Source organism: Microcystis sp. M53598_WE2 (assembly GCF_030067735.1).
GTDB classification, from domain to species: domain Bacteria; phylum Cyanobacteriota; class Cyanobacteriia; order Cyanobacteriales; family Microcystaceae; genus Microcystis; species Microcystis aeruginosa.
This window is the reverse complement of the sequence record NZ_JASJFE010001029.1, coordinates 1-2,285: the sequence shown is the minus strand read 5'-3', so window position 1 is coordinate 2,285 and position 2,285 is coordinate 1. Positions and strand designations below refer to the sequence as shown.

The window sequence follows — 2,285 nt, the reverse complement described above, 5'->3', positions numbered from 1 at the left end:
TGTTGGGTTTCACTATCGTTCAACCCAACCTACGATGGGACTAAGGCTGAGGGGTTTAAGAAACCGGGTTTCTGGATCATAGCGTTCCTAGGTAAAACAATCGTGAGCAAAAAATCTATCAAAAGTAATCTGTAGGTTGGGTTGAGGAACGAAACCCAACTCAATTATTAAAAAGTGTTGGGTTTCACTATCGTTCAACCCAACCTACGATGGGACTAAGGCTGAGGGGTTTAAGAAACCGGGTTTCTGGATCATAGCGTTCCCAGGTAAAACAATCGTGAGCAAAAAATCTATCAAAAGCGACTTGAAGAGAATTGATGCGATGACGGATGAGAATATCGATTATTCTGATATTCCGCCGTTAGGTGATGAATTCTTTACCCAAGAAACAGTATCTTTTTCGACATCAAAGCAGCAATTAACCATCCAACTAGATCAAGATATCTTAGAATGGTTAAAAGCTCAAGGGAAAGGATATGAGACACAAATTAACTACATTTTGCGGGAAGTGATGGAACAGCAGCAGCAGTAAAAAACAATGAACCTGATTTGATTACATCTACCTCAAACAATCGTGAGCAAAAAATCTATCAAAAGTAATCTGTAGGTTGGGTTGAGGAACGAAACCCAACTCAATTATTAAAAAATGTTGGGTTTCACTATTGTTCAACCCAACCTACGATGGGACTGAACAGCACAAATACTCGGAGATTTTTTGATGTCTTTAACTTATCGCTGTCAACTACAGAATCGCTTGATTACCCTGACGCAAGAAATGGCCGACAGTGGCGAAGCGAAAGTATGGCACACTAACTTTAATGGGTACTTAGCGAAAATCTACCACAATCCCCATAATGAAAGGGTTGATAAATTACAGTTAATGGTGAGAAATCGTCCCAGTGATCCTAATGCTCATCTTAACCATATTTCCTTCGCTTGGCCCTATTCTATCTTGGAAGATAAACAGGGAAAAGTCGTTGGTTTTTTAATGCCAGAAGTGGTGGGTTCAGAAACATTATTAAAGCTTTGTACGCCCATAATGAGAAGAAAATACAAGTTAGAAACTAATTGGTATTTTCTTCATGTAGTAGCGCGGAATATAGCCGCTATTATCCAAGCAATTCACCTTAAAGGTTATGTTTTGGGAGACATCAAGCTAGCAAATATCTTAGTGAATAATCGGGCGTTGCCTACGATTATTGATACAGATTCATTTCAAGTATCAGATCCCTATAGCGGTAAAATATATCGGTGTTTAGTTGGCTCAGAAGGATTTACACCGGCGGAATTAATCGGAGTGAATATAGCAGATGTAGATCAAACAGAAGTGCATGATCGCTTTCGATTAGGAGTTGTTATTTATTATCTATTATTTGGCGGGCCGCCGTTTCGGGGATTGTGGCAAGGAGGAGGGGATTCCCTGGAACAGTCGGAACTAATTCGACGGGGACTATGGCCTTTTTCTGGTGATAAATTGCTTGTACCTAGTAATACAACAATCCCATTAAATATTTTACATCCCGACTTACACGCCTTATTTTTGCGCTGTTTTAATGAGGGACATAAATTCCCCCACAGACGACCGACGGCTAAGGAATGGCGTGGTACTTTGGAAGCTGCACTAAAAGAGGTTATACGCTGTGGCAAAATTGATAATCATTACTACAACCGCAGTTACGGAAAGTGTTATTGGTGTGAGCGATTTAGTGATTTAAATCTTGATATTTTTCCGGGGAACAGTATCGCTACTGTGACATCTACACCGTCACCTAAAGTAGCGCCACCACCGCCCTCTTCGCCACCACCTCCCCCAGCAAAGCTAACTCTATTTACCGAAAAAATATCCAAGGGAATAACACTGGAGATGGTAGGCTTACCAGCAGGTAAATTTCTCATGGGATCTCCTGACAGCGATCCCGATGCTTTTAATGATGAAGAAAAGCCTCAACACCTAGTTCAAGTAAACAGTTTTGCGATCGGTAAATATCCAATTACTCAGGCACAATATCAAGCGGTAATGGGAACCAATCCCTCTTTTTTTAAAAACAATTATTTTTTTAAAAACAATCCGCAAAATCCGGTAGAAAATGTTAGTTGGGATGATGCTCAAGCCTTTTGTCAGAAATTGAGTCAAATAACCGGGAAAACCTATCGCCTACCGACAGAAGCGGAATGGGAATATGCTTGTCGTGCGGGGACTACTACTCGCTTTTATTTCGGTGATGATGCTAATCAGTTAGGAGATTACGCTTGGTATGACGGAAATTCTCAGCAGACAATTCATC

At 40.7% G+C, this 2,285-nt stretch carries 2 protein-coding genes; both read left to right on the top strand.

Annotation, left to right across the window (positions count from 1 at the left end):
* Positions 1-322 precede the first annotated feature (322 nt).
* On the top strand, positions 323-532 hold the full coding sequence (locus tag PX636_RS21165; protein ID WP_081417880.1) for a BrnA antitoxin family protein: 210 nt from the start codon (positions 323-325) through the stop codon (positions 530-532).
* 186 nt (positions 533-718) lie between these two features.
* The coding region (locus PX636_RS21160; protein WP_288118722.1) for an SUMF1/EgtB/PvdO family nonheme iron enzyme at positions 719-2,285 on the top strand (1,567 nt) is incomplete at its 3' end.